The sequence below is a fragment of the Parapusillimonas granuli genome, assembly GCF_013416525.1.
GTDB lineage: Bacteria > Pseudomonadota > Gammaproteobacteria > Burkholderiales > Burkholderiaceae_B > Parapusillimonas > Parapusillimonas granuli.
Genome location: NZ_JACCEM010000014.1, coordinates 44,801 through 62,509 on the forward strand (window position 1 = coordinate 44,801; position 17,709 = coordinate 62,509).

16 protein-coding genes are annotated in these 17,709 nt (G+C 68.1%); 13 read left to right on the forward strand and 3 right to left on the reverse strand.

Annotated elements, in window-relative coordinates:
* The first annotated feature begins 15 nt into the window (after positions 1-15).
* Genes H0A72_RS20350 through crcB form a run of 3 tightly spaced genes read left to right on the forward strand, consistent with a single transcriptional unit; the run spans position 16 to position 3,128 of the window.
* On the forward strand, positions 16-1,320 hold the full coding sequence (locus tag H0A72_RS20350) for a homoserine dehydrogenase (RefSeq protein ID WP_180158348.1): 1,305 nt from the start codon (positions 16-18) through the stop codon (positions 1,318-1,320).
* Complete coding sequence (gene thrC / locus H0A72_RS20355) at positions 1,317-2,732, forward strand: threonine synthase (protein WP_180158349.1); 1,416 nt, start codon at positions 1,317-1,319, stop codon at positions 2,730-2,732. The genes H0A72_RS20350 and thrC overlap by 4 nt, the downstream gene beginning before the upstream one ends.
* Positions 2,733-2,744: 12 nt before the next feature.
* Entirely contained in the window at positions 2,745-3,128 is a 384-nt protein-coding gene (gene crcB / locus H0A72_RS20360) for a fluoride efflux transporter CrcB (RefSeq protein ID WP_180158350.1), read from the forward strand.
* A 58-nt stretch (positions 3,129-3,186) separates the two neighbouring features.
* Here the strand turns inward: crcB and hpnE are convergent, their stop codons facing one another.
* Genes hpnE through hpnC form a run of 3 tightly spaced genes read right to left on the reverse strand, consistent with a single transcriptional unit; the run spans position 3,187 to position 6,289 of the window.
* A complete protein-coding gene (gene hpnE / locus H0A72_RS20365; RefSeq protein ID WP_180158386.1) occupies positions 3,187-4,536 on the reverse strand; it encodes a hydroxysqualene dehydroxylase HpnE in 1,350 nt (449 codons plus the stop codon).
* Complete coding sequence (gene hpnD / locus H0A72_RS20370; protein WP_180158351.1) at positions 4,533-5,396, reverse strand: presqualene diphosphate synthase HpnD; 864 nt, start codon at positions 5,394-5,396, stop codon at positions 4,533-4,535. The genes hpnE and hpnD overlap by 4 nt, the downstream gene beginning before the upstream one ends.
* A 41-nt stretch (positions 5,397-5,437) precedes the next feature.
* Positions 5,438-6,289, reverse strand: a complete 852-nt coding sequence (hpnC, locus tag H0A72_RS20375; RefSeq protein ID WP_180158352.1) for a squalene synthase HpnC — start codon at positions 6,287-6,289, stop codon at positions 5,438-5,440.
* Between the two features lie 75 nt (positions 6,290-6,364).
* On the opposite strand from hpnC, the gene alr reads away from it, so the two are divergent.
* From alr to H0A72_RS20425, 10 genes are read left to right on the forward strand one after another with little or no spacing between them, the layout of a single operon-like run.
* Positions 6,365-7,492 (forward strand): alanine racemase, encoded by a 1,128-nt coding sequence (alr, locus tag H0A72_RS20380; RefSeq protein WP_180158353.1) that lies wholly within the window; start codon positions 6,365-6,367, stop codon positions 7,490-7,492.
* 43 nt (positions 7,493-7,535) lie between these two features.
* Positions 7,536-8,252 (forward strand): SDR family oxidoreductase, encoded by a 717-nt coding sequence (locus tag H0A72_RS20385; RefSeq protein WP_180158354.1) that lies wholly within the window; start codon positions 7,536-7,538, stop codon positions 8,250-8,252.
* A gap of 51 nt (positions 8,253-8,303) precedes the next feature.
* A complete protein-coding gene (gene radA, locus H0A72_RS20390; RefSeq protein ID WP_180158355.1) occupies positions 8,304-9,665 on the forward strand; it encodes a DNA repair protein RadA in 1,362 nt (453 codons plus the stop codon).
* The gene (locus tag H0A72_RS20395) at positions 9,666-10,454 is read left to right on the forward strand and encodes a sulfite exporter TauE/SafE family protein (RefSeq protein WP_343060240.1); all 789 of its coding nucleotides are present in this window, start codon (positions 9,666-9,668) and stop codon (positions 10,452-10,454) included.
* A 4-nt stretch (positions 10,455-10,458) separates the two neighbouring features.
* Positions 10,459-12,963 (forward strand): ABC transporter permease, encoded by a 2,505-nt coding sequence (locus H0A72_RS20400; RefSeq protein ID WP_180158356.1) that lies wholly within the window; start codon positions 10,459-10,461, stop codon positions 12,961-12,963.
* Positions 12,960-13,682, forward strand: coding sequence for a 3-deoxy-D-manno-octulosonic acid kinase (locus H0A72_RS20405; protein ID WP_180158357.1), 723 nt, complete (start codon positions 12,960-12,962; stop codon positions 13,680-13,682). Before H0A72_RS20400 ends, H0A72_RS20405 begins: the two co-directional genes overlap by 4 nt.
* Positions 13,683-13,738: 56 nt before the next feature.
* On the forward strand, positions 13,739-14,836 hold the full coding sequence (locus H0A72_RS20410) for a polyamine ABC transporter substrate-binding protein (RefSeq protein WP_180158358.1): 1,098 nt from the start codon (positions 13,739-13,741) through the stop codon (positions 14,834-14,836).
* Positions 14,837-14,841: 5 nt separating this feature from the next.
* A complete protein-coding gene (locus tag H0A72_RS20415; RefSeq protein WP_180158359.1) occupies positions 14,842-15,972 on the forward strand; it encodes an ABC transporter ATP-binding protein in 1,131 nt (376 codons plus the stop codon).
* Positions 15,969-16,886, forward strand: a complete 918-nt coding sequence (locus H0A72_RS20420; protein ID WP_180158360.1) for an ABC transporter permease subunit — start codon at positions 15,969-15,971, stop codon at positions 16,884-16,886. Before H0A72_RS20415 ends, H0A72_RS20420 begins: the two co-directional genes overlap by 4 nt.
* Positions 16,883-17,686: an ABC transporter permease subunit gene (locus H0A72_RS20425; RefSeq protein ID WP_180158361.1), complete on the forward strand. Its 804-nt coding sequence runs from the start codon at positions 16,883-16,885 to the stop codon at positions 17,684-17,686. The genes H0A72_RS20420 and H0A72_RS20425 overlap by 4 nt, the downstream gene beginning before the upstream one ends.
* Positions 17,687-17,709 lie beyond the last annotated feature (23 nt).

The following is a 17,709-nucleotide window of genomic DNA, read 5'->3' on the forward strand; positions in this document are numbered from 1 at the left end:
GTACGGATCGGGTAAATGAGTCCTATTAAAGTTGGTTTGCTGGGGCTGGGCGTCGTCGGGGGCGGCACCTGGAAGGTATTGACGCGCAATGCCGAAGAGATCGCGCGCCGCGCCGGCCGGCGCATCGAGGTCTCGGCCATCGCCGTCCGTGACGTCGAAAAGGCGAGAAAACTGGTGGGCGACCAGGCGCAGGTCTGCCGCGACGGCTTCGAGGTCGTGCGCCGGCCCGACATCGACATCGTCGTCGAGATCATCGGCGGCGACACCCTGGCCCGCGAACTGGTCATGGAGGCCATCGCCCGGGGCAAGCACGTCGTGACGGCCAACAAGGCCTTGCTGGCCAAGCACGGCAATGAAATCTTCGCCGCCGCGCACCAGAAAGGCGTCATGGTGGCCTTCGAAGCCGCCGTGGCCGGCGGCATCCCCATCATCAAGGCGATACGCGAAGGCCTGACGGCCAATCGCATCCAGTGGCTGGCCGGCATCATCAACGGCACGACCAATTTCATCCTGTCGGAAATGCGCGCGCGCGGGCTGTCCTTCAATGAAGTGCTGGCCGAAGCGCAGCGGCTGGGCTATGCGGAAGCCGACCCCACCTTCGACATCGAGGGCGTGGACGCCGCGCACAAGCTCACGCTGCTTGCCTCGCTGGCGTTCGGCGTGCCGGTGCAGTTCGACAAAGCCCACATCGAGGGCATTTCCAGCCTGGCCCGCGAAGACATCGTCCATGCCGAGCGCCTGGGCTATCGCATCAAGCTGCTGGGCTTCACGCGCCGGCGCAACGACGGCATCGAACTGCGGGTGCACCCCACCCTGGTGCCCGCCGAGCGCCTGCTGGCCAACGTCGAAGGCGCCATGAACGCGGTGCTGGTCAGCGGCGACATGGTCGGCCCCACGCTGTATTACGGCCAGGGAGCCGGCGAGCTGCCCACGGCGTCCGCGGTGGTCGCCGACCTGGTCGACGTCACCCGCCTGCAGACGGCCGACCCGGAGCACCGGGTTCCCTATCTGGCCTTCCAGCCCGACGCGCTGGACGACACGCCCATACTGCCCATCGAAGAAGTCCGTTCCTCGTATTATCTGCGCATGCGCGTGCTGGACCGCCCCGGCGTACTGGCCGACATCGCCCGCATACTGGCCGACGTCGGCATTTCCATAGGGTCCATGATCCAGGAGCCGCACGGCGAAACCGAAGCCGACATCATCTTCCTGACGCACGAGGCGCGCGAAGGCGACATCGACAGCGCCTTGCAGCGCATCGGCGCCCTGGCTTTCGTGCATTCCGACGTCACGCGCCTGCGCATGGAGCACCTGATATGAAATACCGTTCCACCCGCGGCGGCATGGCGCCGCAATCGTTCTCCGACATCCTGCTCGAAGGCCTGGCGCCCGACGGCGGCCTCGCGCTGCCGGAGCGCTTTCCCGCCGTCGATGCCGACACCCTGGAGTCCTGGCGGGCGCTTTCCTACGCCGAACTGGCCGCGGAGATCCTGAGGCTGTACATCGACGACATTCCCCGCGACGACCTCCTGGCCCTGACGCGGGCCGCCTACAACGCCTCGGTGTTCGGCAGCGAACAAATCGTGCCCCTGAAGCCGCTGAATCGCGGCCTGACGCTGCTCGGCCTGTCCGAAGGCCCGACGCTGGCCTTCAAGGACATGGCGATGCAGTTCCTGGGCCAGGTCTTCGAATACGTGCTGGGCAAGCGCAACGCCACGCTGAACATCCTGGGCGCGACGTCCGGCGATACCGGTTCCGCCGCCGAATACGCCTTGCGCGGCAAGCGCGGCGTGAACGTCTTCATGCTGTCGCCGCATGGCCGCATGAGCGAGTTCCAGCGCGCCCAGATGTATTCCCTGCAGGACGAGAACATCCACAACCTGGCGCTCAAGGGCGTGTTCGACGACTGCCAGGACATCGTCAAGGCGCTGGCGGGCGACCTGGACTTCAAGTCGCGCTACCGGCTGGGCGCCGTCAACTCCATCAATTGGGCGCGCATCGCCGCGCAGGTGGTCTATTACTTCTGGGGCTGGCTGCGCGCCACGACGGCGGCGGGGGCGCAGGTGTCGTTCACGGTCCCGTCGGGCAATTTCGGCAACATCCTGTCCGGGCACATCGCCCGCCGGATGGGCTTGCCGATCCGGCGCCTGGTGCTGGCCACCAACGAGAACAACGTGCTCGAAGAATTCTTCCGCACCGGCGTCTACCGCCCGCGTTCGGCCGAGCAGACCCACGCCACGTCCAGCCCGTCCATGGACATCTCCCGCGCCTCGAACTTCGAGCGCTTCGTCTTCGATCTCGTGGACCAGGACGCCGGCAAGGTCAAGGCCTGCTGGAAGCAGCTGGACGAAACCGGCGCCTTCGATCTCAGCGGCCTGAAGCCCTTGTTCGAATCGCGTTACGGTTTCGTCGCCGGGGCCAGCACCCATGCCGACCGGCTGGCCACCATCCGGCAGGTCTATGAAGAAACCGGGGTGCTCATCGACCCGCACACGGCCGACGGCGTCAAGGTCGGCGCCGGCCATGTGGAAGAGGGCATCCCCATGCTGGTGCTCGAAACCGCCTTGCCGGCCAAGTTCGGCGAGACCATCCAAGAAGCCATCGGCAAGCCCGCGCCCATCCCCGCGCATTTGCAGGGGCTGGCCCGGCTGCCGCAGCGTGTCGAGGTCATGGACTGCGACGCCGAGCTGGTGCGCGACTACATCAAGCGCCACGTGGCGGCCCAGGCCTGATCGGGGCGCATCATGCTGACCTTCGGGCATTTCCTGGCGGTCGGCGTGGGTGCGGCCATCGGCGCGGTGCTGCGCTGGCTGCTGGGTTTGTGGCTGAATACCGCGCATGCGGCCTTGCCTTGGGGCACGTTGGCGGCCAACCTGGCCGGCGGCTATCTGGTCGGGCTGATCCTCGCGGTGCTGCTGCAGTGGCCGGAAGTGCCGGCCTGGCTGCGGCTATTCCTCATCACCGGCTTCCTGGGCGGCCTGACGACGTTTTCCACGTTTTCCGGCGAGGTCTACGGCTTGCTCGAACGCGGCGAGTTCGGGCAGGCGCTGCTCTATGCCGGCGCCAGCCTGTTCGGCAGCCTGCTGTTGACGGCGGCCGGGTTCGCCACGCTGCGCGGGCTGAAGTAAAGAGGGGAGGCGAAGGGTCACGCCTCGCGTGGCGCCCGCCTTCTGGCGTTGACGGGCCTTAGCCCCCGAGATCCCTCGACGCCATCAATTCCTCGGCCGCGCGGTTCCCGCTGATCACCGCGCCCTCCAGAACCGCCGGATAAGACGTATCCGTCCAATCGCCCGCCGCCCAGACGCGCGGCCAGGGCGTGGTGTTGGGCGGGCGGCGCAGACCGGGCAGGGCGGCGAAGGTGGCGCGTTTTTCAACAATGAGATGGTGCCCCAGGACCTCGGGCAGGCGCGCGCGGGCGCGCGTCTGTTCGCGGACCTGGTCGATGATGCGCGCGATCACGGTCGGGCGGTCGTGCTCCATCAGGGCGCGTGCGTCGCTGACGACGACGTGCAGCAGCGCGGCGGCCGCCGGCGTCCCGGGGGCGGCATACGCCCGCCGGTTGAACAGCCATTGGCCGAAGTGCAGGCGCGCGGGGTCTTCCCGCAGCAAGAGCATGGGGCTGGAGTCGGGCCAGGCCGCTTTCAGCTGCAGCGTGAGCGTGGCGATGGGCAGATAGGCGAAGGCCGACAGCATGCCCAGGTAATCCTCGCCGCCGGGCCGGCGGGGCAGCTGCGCCAGCAGCGTTCGGACGGATGCCGCGTTTCCGGCCAGCACGACGGCGTCGTAGGATTCTCCGTCCACTTCGACGTGGCCGGCGCCCGCCGCCAGCTGCCGCACGGTGTGCGACGGCCGCCAGGCGGACGCACCGTCCGGGCCCGCGGCCAGGCGGCGCACGGCCTGGTCGGGCCACAAGGCCGACAGGTCGACGCGCGGCAGCAGCATGTCGGTCGCCTCGCGCCGGCCGCCCAGGCTGTCGCGCAGCACGCGGGCGAACAGCCCGGCGCATGCCTGGTCCGGCGGGGTGTTCAGGGCCGCCACGCAGAGCGGCCGCCAGAGGCGCTCGACCATGTGCGGCGATTGCCGGGTTGCGAGCAGCCAGTCGCCGACGGTGGCGCCGGGCGGCATGCGCCACCCGCGCAGGCGCAGGGCGGCCACGGCGCGCATGAGCGACAGGCGTTCCGTGGCGCGCATGCCGCGCCCGGACAATATGCCGGCCAGGAGATGGAAGGGCGCGGCGATGCCGGGCGTTTTCAGGCGGAAGCCGCCGTCCGCCGATTCGATGGCCAGCGGCATGCGGTGGAAGGCGGCCCCGGCGTCCAGCCCGAGATCGCGCATGAGGCCCAGCGTGGCGGCATAGGCGCCCAGCAGGATGTGCTGGCCGTTGTCGATGTCGACCCCCGGCCGCCACGGCACGCGGCGCGCCCGCCCGCCGGGCGTGGCGGAGGATTCATACACGACGACGCCATGGCCGGCCCGCCGCAGGCGGACGGCGGCGGCCAGGCCGGCCCAGCCGCCGCCCACCACGGCAAGCCTCACCGGCCGAGGCGGCGCACCAGCCCGCGGCCGCCGCCCACCCAGGTTTTCCATGCCAGCCAGAATTTGCGTATGGGCGTGAGCGAGATGCGCTGGTCGAGCACCCGCCACTGATCGCGCTCGATCTCGTGCAGCAGGGTGTGGTAGATGGCGGCCATCAAGAGACCGGGCCGTTGCGCGCGACGGTCTTCCTCGGGTAGCGCCCGCATGGCTTCGCGATAATACTGCCGGGCCCGATCCGTCTGGAAGCGCATCAGCGCCGCGAAGTTGTCGCTGTACCGCCGGTTCAGGATGTCCGCCGCGCTGACGTTGAAGGCACGCAAGTCTTCCTGGGGCAGGTAGATCCGCCCGCGCCGCGCGTCGTCGCCGACGTCGCGGATGATGTTGGTCAGCTGGAAGGCCAGGCCCAGCTTCTCGGCGTACTCCAGGGTTTCGGGGCGGGTGTAGCCGAAGATGCCGGCCGAGAGCTCGCCCACCACGCCGGCCGCATGCCAGCAGTATTTGCGCAGCTCGGGCCAGTCGGCATAGCGGGCGTGGTCCAGGTCCATTTCCATGCCTTCCACGACGGCGTACAGGCGGTCGGCGTCCAGCCCGTAGGGCTGCACGTGCGGCGCCAGGGCGCGCATGACGGGGTGGTCGGCGCGGCCGGCGTACATGTCTTCGATCTGGCTGCGCCACCATGCGAGCTTCATGCGCGCCACCGAGTGCTCCTCGCATTCGTCGACGACGTCATCGACTTCGCGGCAGAAGGCGTACAGGGCGGTGATGGCCTTGCGCCGTTCCGGCGGCAGGAACAGAAAAGAGTAATAAAAGCTCGAACCGCTTTGGGCGGCCTTGTTCTGGCAGTATTCGTCGGGTGTCATGCTTGGTGGTCACCGTGGGATGTGGCGTGCCGCCCCGGGCGCTAGGAAAGGGGCCGCAGCGCGCGCCACAGGAGCAATATCCAATCGCGTTTTTCAAGCGTCGGATGGTGTTGGAATATGTCGTAGTGTAATTGGTCCAGGCGTTCCAGGATACGCAGGCCGCCGTGGACGACCAGCTTGAGCTCGAAGCCGATGCGGCCCGGCAGGCGCCCGGTGAGCGGCATGCCCGAGCGCAGCATGCGCCGCGCCAGGCCGACCTGCTCGCGCATCAACGCCTGCCAGGCCGCATCGGCGGCGTCCCGCCCGGGCCCGCCCGCCATCCTGCGCCCGATGTAGTCCGGCGCGAGGCCATGGCGCTCGAAGGCGTCCAAAGGGATGTACAGGCGGTTCTTGCGCCAATCGATGGCCACGTCCTGCCAGAAGTTGGCCAGCTGCAGCCCGGTGCAGATCGCGTCGGCGCATTCGAAGTTGCCGGAGTCGGCCCGCCCGTACAGGTGCAGCATCAGGCGGCCGACCGGGTTCGCGGAGCGCCGGCAGTAGTCCAGCAGCTGGGGCAGGCCGTCGTAGCGCTGCACCGTGACGTCCTGCTCGAAGGCGGAAATCAGGTCGTAGAAGGGCTGCAGGGGCAGGGCGTGCCGGCGGATGGTGCCGGACAGCGGCTCGAAGACCGCGCCCAGCGGGTGGTCCGGCGGCAAGCGCCCGCCGCCGATCTGCGCCAGCGCTTCGCGATAGGCCGCCAGCTGCCGCAGCCGCTGTTCGGGCGCCGCGTCGCCTTCATCGGCGATGTCGTCCGCGCTGCGGGCGTAGCGGTAGATATCAGTGACCGCCGCGCGCAGGCGGCGCGGCAGCAGCAGGGAGGCGACGGGGAAGTTCTCGTAGTGGTCGACGGCCATAGCTGCGCAGTATAAGTCAAGGTCGTCATGCGCCTCGTCTTGGTTTAGACTTCACCATTCTATTCTGGAGCTGCCATGCCTCGTCCTATTTCGGCGACGATATCCCTGTCCGCCCTGACCCACAACCTGGCCGCCGTCGGGCGCGGGCTGGAAGCCGCGTGCACGCGCGACGGCCGCAAGCGCCCGAACATCTGGGCGGTCATCAAGGCCGATGCCTACGGCCACGGGGTGCGGAACGCGGTGCCGGCCTTCGCGCAGGCCGACGGCCTGGCCATGCTGGATTTCGACGAAGCTGTGCTGTGCCGCGACCTGGGCTGGGCCAAGCCCCTGCTGCTGCTCGAAGGCCTGTTCGAACCGGCCGACGTCGCCGTGCTCGACCGGTATCGGCTGGCATCGACCGTGCACTGCCGGGAACAGATCGACATCCTGGCCGCGTCCAAGGTGTCCCGGCCGCTGGACGTCTTCGTCAAGCTGAACAGCGGCATGAACCGCCTGGGCTTCGCGCCCGGCCAGTATCGCGACGCCTTCGGCCGCCTGCAGGCGCTGCATGAGCGCGGCATCGTCAACATCGTCGGCAAAATGAGCCATTTCGCCCGGGCCGACGACGACCCGGAGGCCACCAGCCGGCAGCTGGCCCTTTTCCTGGAAGCGACCCGCGGCCTGCCGGGGGCGCTCAGCCTGTGCAATTCCGCCGCGACGCTCACGCCCACGCTGTGGCCCGCGCTGCCGGCCGACCAGGACCAATGGGTGCGCCCCGGCATCTGCCTGTACGGGGGCTCGCCCTTCGGCGGCCGTTCGGCGCAGGAGCTCGGGCTGCTGCCGGCGCAAACCCTGGCGGCCAAGCTGATCAGCATCGCCGACCTGCCTGCCGGCGCCTCGGTGGGCTATGGCTATACCTTCACCGCCCCCGCCGGCATGCGCATCGGCGTGGCGGCCTGCGGCTATGCCGACGGCTATCCGCGCCATGCCGGCACCGGCACGCCGGTCACGGTGGACGGCGTGCGCACCCGCTTGCTGGGCCGCGTTTCCATGGACATGCTCATGGTCGACCTCACGCCCGTGCCGCAGGCCCGCGTGGGCAGCCGCGTCGTCCTGTGGGGCGAGGGCGGGCCCTCGGTCGACGAAGTCGCCAGGGCGGCGGGCACCATAGGCTACGAATTGTTGTGCGCAATCGCGCCGCGTGTGCCAAAATTTGCGGTTTGAACACACCGATGCATCTGATGAATCCCAGAATCGAGGAAATCGCGTGAAGAACAAGTGTGTACTGGTGACGGGTGCGACCAAGGGAATAGGCTGGGCCATCAGCCAGCGGCTCGCCGATCTGGGCTGCCATGTCGTGGGGCTGGCGCGCAATACGCAGGACATCGATTTTCCCGGCTATCTGTATTCCTGTGATCTCAGCAATGCCGGCGAAACCGAAGACATGCTGCGCGTCATCCGCGAAAAATACCCGGTCGACGCGGTGGTCAACAATGTGGGCATGGTCCGGCCCGAACCCCTGGGCGAAATCGACCTGGGCTCGCTCTACCAGGTGTTCGACCTCAACGTGCGGGTGGCCGTCCAGGTCACGCAGACGTTCGTCGCGTCCATGAAGGCCCGCAAGGAAGGGCGCATCGTCAACATCTGCAGCCGTGCCACCCACGGCGGCGTCAACCGCAGCAGCTATTCGGCGGCCAAGAGCGCGCTCATCGGCTGCACGCGCACCTGGGCGCTGGAATTGGCGCCCTACGGCATCACCGTCAATGCCGTCTCGCCGGGCCCCATCGAAACCGAACTCTTCCGCGACGGCCACCCCGCCGGCAGCGAGGCCGAGAAAAAGGCGCTGGCGTCCATCCCCATGGGCCGGCTGGGGTCGCCGGCGGACGTCGCCGCGGCGGTCACCTTCCTTCTCGGCGACGAGGCCGGCTTCATCACAGGGCAGGTGCTGGGCGTGGACGGCGGCGGCAGCCTGGCGGGGCGCTGAAGGGGCTCCGTCCCGCCCTCCGATCCCGTCCGCGCCGGTTAAACTCGGGCGATGGCCAAGTCTAAAACTTCATTCGTATGCAGCGATTGCGGGGGAAGCTGCCCCAAATGGGAAGGCAAGTGCCCCCATTGCGGCGCCTGGAACACCCTGCAGGAAACCCGTGAATCCGCGGCGCCGGCGCATCGCTTCGCGCCGCTGGCGGGCGCCAGCCCCGTGCGCAGCCTCGCCGAAATCGAAGCGCGCGAATTGCCCCGGCAGCCCACGGGCATCGCCGAATTCGACCGCGTGCTGGGCGGCGGCCTGGTGCCCGGCGCCGTGGTCCTGATCGGAGGCGACCCGGGCATAGGCAAGTCCACCTTGCTGTTGCAGGCGCTGGTCTCGCTGTCGCGGGCGGCCAAGGTGCTCTACGTGACCGGCGAAGAATCCGCCGAACAGGTGGCCTTGCGGGCGCGCCGGCTGGAGCTGGCCACGGGCGGGGTCGACCTGCTGGCCGAGATCCGGCTGGAAGCCATCATGGCGGCCCTGGACGAGCAAAAGCCCGCCGTCGCCGTCATCGATTCGATACAAACGCTTTATTCCGGCGAACTGAGCGCCGCGCCGGGCTCGGTCTCGCAGGTGCGCGAATGCGCCGCTCAGCTCACCCGCCTGGCCAAGCAGACGGGCGTCGCCATCGTCCTGATCGGGCACGTCACCAAGGACGGCACCCTGGCCGGCCCCCGCGTGCTGGAGCACATCGTGGACACCGTGCTCTATTTCGAGGGCGATACGCATTCCTCGTTCCGGCTGATCCGCGCCTTCAAGAACCGTTTTGGCGCCGTCAACGAACTGGGCGTCTTCGCCATGACCGACCGCGGCCTGCGCGGCGTTGCCAATCCCTCGGCCCTGTTCCTGTCCCAGCACGAGAAGAACGTCCCGGGCTCCTGCGTCATGGCCACCCAGGAGGGCACGCGCCCCTTGCTGGTCGAGATCCAGGCGCTGGTCGACAGCGCCCACAGCCCGAATCCGCGCCGGCTGTCCGTCGGACTGGAATCCACCCGCCTGGCCATGCTGCTGGCGGTGCTGCACCGGCACGCCGGCGTGGCCACCTTCGACCAGGACGTTTTCGTCAATGCGGTCGGGGGCGTGAAGATCACCGAACCGGCGGCGGATCTCGCGGTGCTCCTGGCCATCATGTCCTCGCTCAACAACAGGCCTCTGCCGCCCGGCCTGGTGGTGTTCGGCGAGGTCGGCCTGGCCGGCGAGATCCGCCCGGCGCCCCGGGGGCAGGAGCGCCTGCGCGAAGCCGCCAAGCTGGGGTTCAGCGTCGCCCTCATCCCCAAGGCGAACGCGCCCCGGCAGGCCATCGAAGGGCTGGAGATCTGGGCCGTCGACCGCGTCGGCGACGCCATTTCACGTTTGCGCGAGGCCGGCTGAGTGGACTACGCGTCTTTATGGCATGTGCTGATTCCGGCCTGCCTGGCGGTGGGGGCGCTCATCGGCTTCACCGGCGGTGTGCTGGGCATAGGCGGGGGGCTGCTGGCGATCCCGCTCCTGGGCCTGGTCCTGGGCATGGAGCAGCAGGCGGCCCAGGGCACGGCCTTGATCATGGTCGCGCCCGCCGTACTGCTGACGGTGCGCAAATACAACCAGCACGACAAGGTCGACCTGCGCGCCGCCGGCGCCGGCGCGGCCGGGGCGATGGTCTTCACCTGGCTGGGCGCGCAGGTCGCGCTGGGCATAGAACCCGTCCTGTTGCGCCGCGTCTACGCCGGTTTCGTCCTGTGCATCGCGATGTTCTACTTCCACCAGAGCTCCCGCAAGCGCCGCAAGGCCGTCCGCCCCGGCGGCCTGCGCCGGCCGGAGGACTACCATTCGGCCTGGTTCGCCCTGATCGGCATGATCGCCGGCATGACGGGCGGCATATTCGGAGTCGGCGGCTCGGTGCTGGTGATTCCCATCCTGACCACGATGTTCCGCCTGAGCCAGACCAGCGCGCAGGCGCTGGCCCTGACCATGATGATACCCAGCACCTTCGTGGCGCTGTCCACCTACGCCGCGCACGGGCAGGCCGACTGGCTGATCGGCATTCCGCTTGCGCTGGGCAGCGTCCTGATGGTGCCTTACGGCGTCAGGCTGGCCTATGCGCTGCCCGAGCCCAGGCTGAAGCTGATCTTCGCCTGCATGCTGCTTGTTATCATGGTGCTCCTGCTCGTGAAGACCTGATCCCATGCCTATTTTCCTGTCCCACTTTCTGCTCGGCCTGCGGGCGCTGCGGCGCGACTGGCGCTCGGGCGAGCTGCGGCTGCTCCTGCTGGCCCTGATCCTGGCCGTCGCGGCGGTGACGGCGGTCGGTTTCCTGGCCGACCGGCTGGACCGCGCCCTGCAGCGGGACTCGGGCCAGTTGCTCGGCGGCGACCTGGCCATCGACGCCGACGCCCCCATCCCGGCCGAGTTCCTGCGGGAAGCGGCCGAGCGGCGCCTGCGGGTGGTCCAGACTCTGCAGTTCCCCTCCATGGCCAGCAGCGGCGAACACGCCCAGCTCGTCGCCTTGAAGGCCGTCACCGACCTCTATCCCTTGCGCGGGGAATTGCGCGTGGCCGCCGCCCCCGACGGGGCGGCGCAGACCGCCGGGCATGGCCCCGCGCCGGGGGAGGCATGGGTCGACGGCCAGCTGCTGAACCTGCTCGGGCTGAACGTGGGCGACCGCGTGGCCGTGGGCGATGCGCACTTGAAGATCGGGCGCATCATCGCCTATGAGCCCGACCGCGGCATGCGCTTCATCAACGTGGCGCCGCGCCTGCTGATGCGCGCGGACGATCTGCCCGCCACCGGGCTCGTGGCCCCCGGCAGCCGCATCAGCCATCAGCTGCTGGTGGCGGGCGAGGCCGGCGCGGTCGACGGCTTCCGTTCCTGGGTCGAGCGCCGGCTGCAGCGCGGGCAGCGCATCAGCACGCTGGAAAGCAGCCGCCCTGAAATACAGCGCACGCTGGCGCGCGCCAAGAATTTCCTGCTCCTGGTCGCCATGCTCACCGTGGTGATCGCGGCCGTCGCCATTGCCCTGGCCGCCCGGCGCTTCAGCCGGCGCCACCATGACGGCATCGCCGTCATGCGCTGCCTGGGCGCGCGCACCCGCCAGCTGTCCGCCATGCTGTGGGTGGAATTCACCGTGCTGGGCCTGGCGGCCGGCGCGGCGGGCTGCGTGGCGGGCTTTCTCGCCCACCAGGGGCTGGTGGCGATCGTCTCCGAATGGCTGAAGACCAGCCTGCCGGACGCCGGGGCGCTGCCGGCCCTGCAAGGCCTGGCCGCCGGCCTGCTGCTCTTACTGGGCTTCGCCCTGCCGCCGCTGGCGGGGCTGCCTCGCGTGCCGCCCATCAGGGTATTGCGCAGCGACCTCCCGCTGTCGCCGGTCCGGCGGGGACCGGCCTATGCCATGGGGGCCGCCGCCTTCCTGCTGCTGCTTTGGTGGATGTCGGGCGACCTCACGCTCAGCTTCATCGTCGGAGGCGGTTTCCTGGCCTCGGCGCTGGCCTTCGCCGCCCTGGCCTGGGCGCTGCTGCGCGCGCTCGATGCCGTGCGCAAGCGCCTGGCCGGCTCGCCTTCGCTGCGATTCGCGCTGGCCGGCATGGCGCGGCGGCGCGGCCTGACGGTCACGCAGCTGTGCGCGCTGTCCATGGGCTTGATGATCCTGCTGCTGCTTGCGCTGATGCGCAACGATTTGCTGCGGGGCTGGCAAAACACCTTGCCGCCCGACGCGCCCAACACCTTCGTGATCAATATCCAGCCGGACCAGCGCGAGGCGGTGGTCCAGGCCCTGGGCGCGGCCGGCGTCGCCGACCCGGTCCTCGCGCCCATGATCAGGGGCCGGCTGGTCGCGATCAACCGGCAGCCCGTGGATGCGGACCACTACCAGGACGACCGGGCCAAGCGCATGGTGGACCGGGAATTCAACCTGTCCCATGCCCGTGCCCTGCCGGCAAGCAACCGCATCACGGCGGGGCGCTGGCTGGATCCCGACGGGCATGAGGTCGCCCTGGAAAGCGGGCTGGCCAAGACACTGGGCATCGCGGTCGGCGACACCATGAGCTTCGACGTGGCGGGGCAGAGCGTGGAAGTGACCGTCAGCGGGCTGCGCAAGGTGGACTGGGACTCCTTCGAGGCCAACTTCTTCGCCCTGCTCAGCCCGGCCGCCCTGCGGGACGCCCCGGCCACCTACATCACGTCCATACACCTCGACCCGGCCCGGCATGGCGACCTGGGGCAGCGGCTGCTGCGGCAGTTCCCCAACCTGACGCTGTTCGACATCGGCTCCATACTGGGGCAGGTCGAGCACATACTGGGCCGCGCCGTGCAGGCGGTGCAGTTCCTGTTCATCTTCGCCGTCCTGGCGGGCGCCCTGGTCCTGGGGGCCAGCCTGTTCTCCACGCGCGACGAGCGCATGCACGAGGTCGCCATCCTGCGCGCGCTCGGCGCCAATGCGCGGCAGCTGAAGCACGCCCTCCGGGTGGAGCTGTCCATCATCGGCGCCATGGCGGGGCTGATGGCCGCCTTCGCCGCGGTGGGCGTCGCCGCGCTGCTGGCGCATTATGTCTTTGATTTTCCCCTGGGCGTGCCATGGTGGCCCTGGGCCGCCGGCATGGCGGCGGGGCTGGCCGTCTCGCTCGCGGGCGGCGGCGCGGCGCTGGCCGGCGTGCTGAAGACGCCGCCGCTCGCTTCCTTGCGGGGGACGTCATGAACACGCAGGAAGCGCCGATCGAATTCCGCGATCTCGCGCTGAAGGGCGGCATGCTGCGCTACGACGCGCGGCGTATTTCCGCGCCCGGGGGCGGCCTGGTCGATCCCGCCTCGAACGGGCTGGAGGCCGTGGCCGTGGGGCAGGGCGGCCGGCAGGCCGCCTGGTACGTGAAAGGCGAATTCGGCGAGGCCGTGCTGCGGCGCTACCGGCGCGGCGGCCTGATGGCCAGGCTCAGCGCCGATCGCTATCTGTGGGCGGGCGCGGAGCGCACGCGCTCTTTCGCCGAAGCCGAATTGCTGCGCTACATGCGCCAGCGCGGCCTGGCCGTGCCCCGGCCGCTGGCCGCGGCGTACTGGCGCCGCGGGCTCACCTACACGGCGGCGCTGCTGACCGAGCGCATTCCCGATGCGCGTCCGCTGCCCCAGGCGCTCGACGGGCGTCATGCCGACGTCGCCCTGGCGATTTTCGCCATGCACGAGGCCGGCGTCTGGCACGCCGACTTGAACGCCTACAATATTTTGCTGGACGCGCAGGGCAAGGTCTGGCTGATCGATTTCGACAAAAGCCGCAGGGCGGTGCTGTCCCAGGAGCGCAGGCGGGCCAATTTGCTGCGGCTGCGCCGGTCGCTCGTCAAGCTGGCCGGCGACAGCGGCCTGCAGTGGTGGAACGAGCTCAATGCTGCCTATGATCTGCTGTCCCGGACTCGGGGCCCACTCTAGCCGGAAAAAGCTTTATCATCACGCCTTTTGGCTTTGTGTATTTTGGGAGGCTAGCAATGAAACTCACGGTGAGCGCACTGATCATGGGTACGGCTCTTGTCATGGCGACGTCTTCCGCGACGGCGCAAGGCAAGGTCGTGAACGTCTATAACTGGGCGGAATACACGGCGCCCGACACGATTTCCGGCTTCGAAAAGGCAACGGGCATCAAGGCGCGCTACGACGTCTACGACAGCAACGACACCCTGCAGGCCAAGCTGCTGACCGGCAAGTCCGGCTACGACGTGGTGGTGCCGTCCACCCATTACGCGGCCCGGCAGATCGAGGGCGGCCTGTTCCAGAAGCTGGACAAATCCAAGATTCCGAACTGGAAGTACCTGGACCAGGACATCATGGACATCGTCGCCGCCGTGGACCCCGGCAACCAGTACCTGGTTCCCTGGGGCTATGGCACCAACGGCCTGGGCTACAACGTGACCAAGGTCAGGGAAATCCTGGGCCAGGACGCCGACCTGGGCAGCTGGGACATGCTGTTCAAGCCCGAGAACGCCGAAAGGCTCAAGGGCTGCGGCATTTCCATGCTGGACGAAGCCGCGCAGGTCTTCCCGGCCGTGCTGCATTACCTGGGCAAGGACCCCAACAGCAGCAACGCCGACGACTACAAGCAGGCGCTGGCCCTGCTCAAGTCCATACGGCCCTACATCCGGCAGTTCAGCTCTTCCGGCTATATCGACGAACTGGCGGCGGGCGACCTGTGCATGGTCTACGGTTTTTCGGGCGACGTCATGATCGCCGCCCATCGCGCCAAGGAAGCCGGCAAGCGCTATAAAATCGACTACTACATCCCCGCCGGCGGCGCGCCCGCTTGGTTCGACACCATGGCCATCCCCAAGGACGCCGCGAACGTCGACGAGGCCCACGCCTTCATCAATTACATCGAGACGCCCGAGGTCCACGCGGCCATCACCAACGTGATGTTCTACCCCAACGCCAACAAAGAGGCCCGCAAGCACGTGGTCAAGGACGTCGCGGAGAACCCCATGATCTATCCGCCCGCCGAGGTCGCCAAGACCCTGTACGTCATCAAGCCCCAGCCTCTGCCGGTGCAGCGCCTGCAGACGCGGATGTGGGCGGAACTCAAGTCGGGGCGCTGATCATCATGGCCGATATTCGACCCGCGGCGCCTTCCTGGTCCGGGGATGCGGACGAGTTCGTCCGCGTCGAGGACGTCGTCAAGATCTACGGGGACACGGTCGCGGTGCGGTCCGTGAACCTGTCCGTGCGCCGCCACGAAATGTTCGCCCTGCTGGGCAGTTCGGGCTGCGGGAAATCGACGCTGCTTCGCATGCTGGCCGGCTTCGAGGAAGCGACCTCGGGGCGCATCTTCCTCGACAACGAAGACATCACCCGCCTGCCGCCCTACCGCCGGCCCGTGAACATGATGTTCCAGTCGTATGCGCTGTTCCCGCACATGACGGTCGAGGCCAATGTGGCGTTCGGGCTCAAGCAAGAGGGCGTGCCCAAGCATGAAATCAACGAGCGCGTGTTCGAGGCGCTCGACCTGGTGCAGATGGCCGGCTTCGCCCGCCGCAAGCCCCATCAGCTTTCCGGCGGGCAGCAGCAGCGGGTCGCCCTGGCGCGCAGCCTGGTGAAGCGCCCCAAGCTGCTGCTGCTGGACGAGCCCATGTCCGCGCTCGACAAGCAGATACGCCAGAAAACGCAGATCGAACTGGTCAAGATACTGGACCAGGTGGGCGTCACCTGCATCATGGTCACGCACGACCAGGAAGAGGCCATGATCATGGCCAACCGGCTCGCCGTCATGAGCGAAGGCCAGATCGTCCAGTGCGGCACGCCGCAAGACGTCTACGCCTTTCCGAATTCGCGCTTCGTCGCCGGCTTCATCGGGTCCACGAACCTCTTCACCGGCACCATCGTGGTCGACGAGCCCGACCACGTCCTGATCGAAAGCGCCGAGCTGGCCCGCCCGCTGTACGTCAGCCACGGGGTCAGCGAGCCGCTGGGCATGGAAGTCCATGTTTCCATCCGGCCGGAAAACATCCGCGTGCTGCGCGAGCAGCCCGAGAGCGACTCCAACTGGAGCCACGGCCTGGTGAGCCACGTGGCCTGGATGGGCGGCTATGCCCGCTACCAGGTCCGGCTGGACGCCGGCCAGGTCGTCGAAGCCACCGTGCCCAGCCTGGTGCTGGCGCAGGCCGACGCCCCCGGCATAGACGACGAGGTCTATGTGGCCTGGTCGGACGACAGCGCAACCGTCTTGTCATCATGAAGCGGCTATCCTGGCGCGACCTTCCCGCGAGGCGCCTGCTGGCCATCGGCCCGCCTTTCCTGTGGCTGGCGCTGTTCCTGCTGGTGCCCTTCCTGCTGGTGCTGAAGATCAGCTTCGCCGACCTGAAGTTCGGCGTGCCGCCCTACACGGCGCTGACGCAGCTGAAAGACGAAACCCTGACGCTGGCGCTCAGCCTCAGGGGCTACGCGCTGCTGTTCAGCGACAGCCTGTACATCGCCACCTATCTGAACTCGGTCAAGATGGCGGCGCTGACCACGCTGTGCTGCGCATTGATCGGCTATCCCATGGCCTACTACATTGCGCGCTCGCGGCCGTCGCTGCGCAACCTGCTGCTGCTGGGCGTCATCCTGCCGTTCTGGACCTCGCTGCTGCTGCGCGTGTATGCCTGGGTGGGCATATTGCGCAACGACGGCCTGTTGAACAACTTCCTCATCTGGCTGGGCCTCATCGACACCCCGCTCGAAATCTACCGCACCGACGTCGCGGTATACATCGGCCTGGTCTACGCCTATCTGCCTTTCTTCATCCTTCCGCTGTACGCGAACCTGGTCAAGCTCGACGTCCGCCTGCTCGAGGCGGCCTACGACCTGGGCGCGCGGCCCTGGCGGGCGTTCCTCAGCGTGACGCTGCCCCTGTCCATGCCCGGCGTGGTCGCCGGGGGCCTGCTGGTGTTCATCCCCTCGGTCGGCGAATACGTGATTCCCGAGATGCTGGGCGGCGCCGATACGCTGATGATGGGGCGGGTCATGTGGACGGAATTCTTCAACAATGCCGACTGGCCGATGGCGGCGGCGGTCACCTGCGTCATGGTCCTGCTGCTGCTGGTTCCGCTCGTCCTGTTCCAGTACAACCAGGTCAAGCAGATGGAAAACCGTAAGACGGGGGCGAAATGACCAGGCCTGATCCCATCCTGCGAGCCGTCACGCTGACGCTGGGCTACGCTTTCCTCTATATCCCCATACTGTGCCTGATGGCTTTCTCGTTCAACGACTCATCGATGATGACGTCCTGGACGGGGTTCTCATTCAAATGGTATGTGGAGCTCTTCAACGACCAGGCGCTGCTCAGCGCCGCGCGCCTGTCGCTGCTGATCGCGGCCATGACGGCCACCACCGCGGTGGTGATCGGCACCTGGGCCGGCTACGTGCTGGCGCGCATGGGGCGCTTTCGCGGCTTTTCCGTCTATATCGGCATGGTCAGCGCGCCTCTGGTGATCCCGGAAGTCGTCCTGGGCATATCGCTGCTGCTGATGTTCGTCGAGCTCAGCGACCTGCTGGGGTGGCCCGACGGCAACGGGGTGTTCACCATCTGGGTGGGACACGTGACGCTGTGCATGGCCTACGTGGCGGTCATCATCCAGTCGCGCATCCGCGACCTCGACCGCTCGCTGGAAGAGGCCGCGCTGGACCTGGGCGCCACGCCGCTCAGGGTGTTCTTCCGCATCACCCTGCCGCTGATCTTCCCCGCGCTCATGGCGGGCTGGCTGCTGGCTTTCACGCTGTCGCTGGACGACGTCGTGATCGCGTCCTTCCTGTCGGGGCCGGGCTACACCACCTTGCCGCTTGAAATCTTCTCGCGCGTGCGCCTGGGCCTGAAGCCCGAAATCAACGCCCTGGCCACGCTGTTCATATTGCTGGTCGGCATCTTCGTGGTCGTGGCGAACCGCATGCAGCGGCGCAGCGAAACCGGCTAGAAATCGGCGTCAAAAGGAAATTC

Bases quoted from the DNA above. Each gene is read 5' to 3' on its own strand.
- H0A72_RS20425 (WP_180158361.1), top strand. From the start codon at position 16,883: ATGACCAGGCCTGATCCCATCCTGCGAGCCGTCACGCTGACGCTGGGC.
- hpnD (WP_180158351.1), bottom strand. From the start codon at position 5,396: ATGACACCCGACGAATACTGCCAGAACAAGGCCGCCCAAAGCGGTTCG.
- alr (WP_180158353.1), top strand. From the start codon at position 6,365: ATGCCTCGTCCTATTTCGGCGACGATATCCCTGTCCGCCCTGACCCAC.
- H0A72_RS20350 (WP_180158348.1), top strand. From the start codon at position 16: ATGAGTCCTATTAAAGTTGGTTTGCTGGGGCTGGGCGTCGTCGGGGGC.
- H0A72_RS20400 (WP_180158356.1), top strand. From the start codon at position 10,459: ATGCCTATTTTCCTGTCCCACTTTCTGCTCGGCCTGCGGGCGCTGCGG.
- hpnC (WP_180158352.1), bottom strand. From the start codon at position 6,289: ATGGCCGTCGACCACTACGAGAACTTCCCCGTCGCCTCCCTGCTGCTG.
- H0A72_RS20410 (WP_180158358.1), top strand. From the start codon at position 13,739: ATGAAACTCACGGTGAGCGCACTGATCATGGGTACGGCTCTTGTCATG.
- crcB (WP_180158350.1), top strand. From the start codon at position 2,745: ATGCTGACCTTCGGGCATTTCCTGGCGGTCGGCGTGGGTGCGGCCATC.
- H0A72_RS20415 (WP_180158359.1), top strand. From the start codon at position 14,842: ATGGCCGATATTCGACCCGCGGCGCCTTCCTGGTCCGGGGATGCGGAC.
- H0A72_RS20420 (WP_180158360.1), top strand. From the start codon at position 15,969: ATGAAGCGGCTATCCTGGCGCGACCTTCCCGCGAGGCGCCTGCTGGCC.
- radA (WP_180158355.1), top strand. From the start codon at position 8,304: ATGGCCAAGTCTAAAACTTCATTCGTATGCAGCGATTGCGGGGGAAGC.
- H0A72_RS20405 (WP_180158357.1), top strand. From the start codon at position 12,960: ATGAACACGCAGGAAGCGCCGATCGAATTCCGCGATCTCGCGCTGAAG.
- thrC (WP_180158349.1), top strand. From the start codon at position 1,317: ATGAAATACCGTTCCACCCGCGGCGGCATGGCGCCGCAATCGTTCTCC.